The sequence below is a fragment of the Streptomyces sp. URMC 123 genome (genome assembly GCF_051386515.1).
In the GTDB taxonomy this organism is placed as follows: domain Bacteria; phylum Actinomycetota; class Actinomycetes; order Streptomycetales; family Streptomycetaceae; genus Streptomyces.
Window position 1 is genome coordinate 1 of sequence record NZ_JBPQTV010000571.1, and the last position, 1,904, is coordinate 1,904.

General features: G+C 74.7%; 2 protein-coding genes. Both read right to left on the reverse strand.

Translation table 11 applies throughout. The annotated features are described in order from the left end of the window. On the reverse strand, nucleotides 1–862 hold an 862-nt coding region (locus ACSNOD_RS30835; RefSeq protein WP_436770377.1), incomplete at its 3' end, for a hypothetical protein. 239 nt (nucleotides 863–1,101) lie between these two features. Then, nucleotides 1,102–1,863: an N-acetylmuramoyl-L-alanine amidase gene (locus tag ACSNOD_RS30840; protein ID WP_436770378.1), complete on the reverse strand. Its 762-nt coding sequence runs from the start codon at nucleotides 1,861–1,863 to the stop codon at nucleotides 1,102–1,104. Nucleotides 1,864–1,904: the final 41 nt, after the last annotated feature.

The following is a 1,904-nucleotide window of genomic DNA, read 5'->3' on the forward strand; positions in this document are numbered from 1 at the left end:
GCCGGCCGTCCTGCGTCTGCGCCACGAGCGCCTGACCCCGCTGGTCCACCGCGAGGTACCAGGTGCCGGGCGCCAGCTCGGCGATCGGGGTCGGCGAACCGTCCTCCGCGTACAGCGGGCGGGTCACCGGGACCGCGAACCAGAACGGGGCGAACTCCGCCGCCGGCTGGGCCGGGGCCGCGGCGCCCGGCTGGGCCGCGCCGGTCTGACCGGTGGCCGGGCCGGCCGCCGGGTCCACGCCGGCGGGCTGGGCGGCACCGTACGGGGACGGCGCGGCCGTCTGGCCCGGGTAGCCGTAGCCGGGCTGGGCGCCCTGCTGGGCGGGGTAGCCGTAGCCCGGCTGCGGCGCGCCGTACGGGGACGGCGCCTGCGGGCGCGGCGCACCCAGCAGCGGGGCCTTCAGCGCCGGAACGCGCGAGCCCAGCAGCGCGATCAGCGCCAGCAGCACCGTGGCGACCAGCGCGAGAATGCGGCCGAGGCCCACCTCGAACTCGACCGTGACGCCCATCCCGAAGCTGCGCTCACCCGAGAACGGGCCGCCGAACATCGTCCACAGCGCGGTCCACGCGGAGAACACCGCGAGCGCGGCGCCCCACTGGTCCAGCGCGAGGCCGCCGACCTTGCGGCCGGCGGGCAGGAAACGGGCCGCGACGATCAGCAGTGCGGCGATCACCCCGGCGAGGACCACCGACGGCAGCACCGGGAACAGGTCCGAGTCCCACAGGTTCGGGATGTTGTCGTCCTTGCCGCAGGACCTGCTGCCGCAGTCAAGGGAGTAGTAATCGAGGAACGAGGCGATGAACAGCAACACCGCTGCTCCGATCACCACGCCGTCGCCTCGAGTGAGGGAGCGGATGTTCACGTAAGGTCCTCTGTCTGTCTCATCGGTGTCGTCGCTTCGCCGGTGCATGCGGTGCATGGGCGCGGGGGTGGCACCCCATCGTACGGATGAATCTAGCGTCCGCTCGGGTGGGGTGTCCGCAGCCTTGTCAAGACCGGGACGGCCCGCCGCGGGCCCGTCCGGTGGCCTTCGGTCGCCGGGCCCGGCGGCGCGAAAACCGCCCGTGCCGCCCGCGCCGCTCGCCCAGGGAGCCCCCGGCGCTACCTGCCGAGGAAGCCCTCGACGCCGCCCGCGATGCCTTCCGCCGCGCGCTGCCGCCAGGTGTCACTGGTGAGCTGGGCGGCGTCGCGCGGATCACGCATGTTGCCACATTCGACGAACACCTTGGGGACCGTGGAGAGATTGAGACCGCCCAGGTCGGAGCGGACGTCCAGGCCCGTGCCGCCGGCGACGTAGTTGGCCGGCGCGCTCCCCGTCACGCGGACGAAACGGCCCGCGATCCACTCGCCGAGCGTGCGCGACGGGCCCACGATCGCGGAGGTGTCCGCGCGGCCGCCCCGCACGTCGGCCGGCAGGATCACATGGAAGCCCCGGTTGCCGACCGCCGAGCCGTCCGCGTGCACGGAGACCACGGCGTCCGCCTTCGCCTCGTTGCCGATGCGCGCTCGCTCGTCGATGCACGGCCCGTACGGGCGGTCCCCGTCGTGCGTGAACCGTACGGTCGCGCCGCGCGCCTCCAGCAGTGTGCGCAGCCGGCGCGAGACATCGAGGGTGAAGGCGGCCTCGGTGTAACCGGCGTCCGTGGACGTGCCGGTGGTGTCGCACTCCTTGCGGTGCGTGCCCGCGTCCACCTGGCGGGCGATCTCCCGGGTGTGCGCGAAGTTCCCCGGGTTGTGCCCGGGGTCGATGACGACGACCTTGCCGCGCAGCGGGCCGTCGCCGCCGCTGCCGGCGTTGCCGGCGGGGCTGCTCGTGGTGGGGGCCGCCGTGGTGGGCGGCGTGGCGGGGAGCGCGCCGGCCAACTACGTCGCCGGCGGCACGGGCCTGGACGTCCGCTCCGACC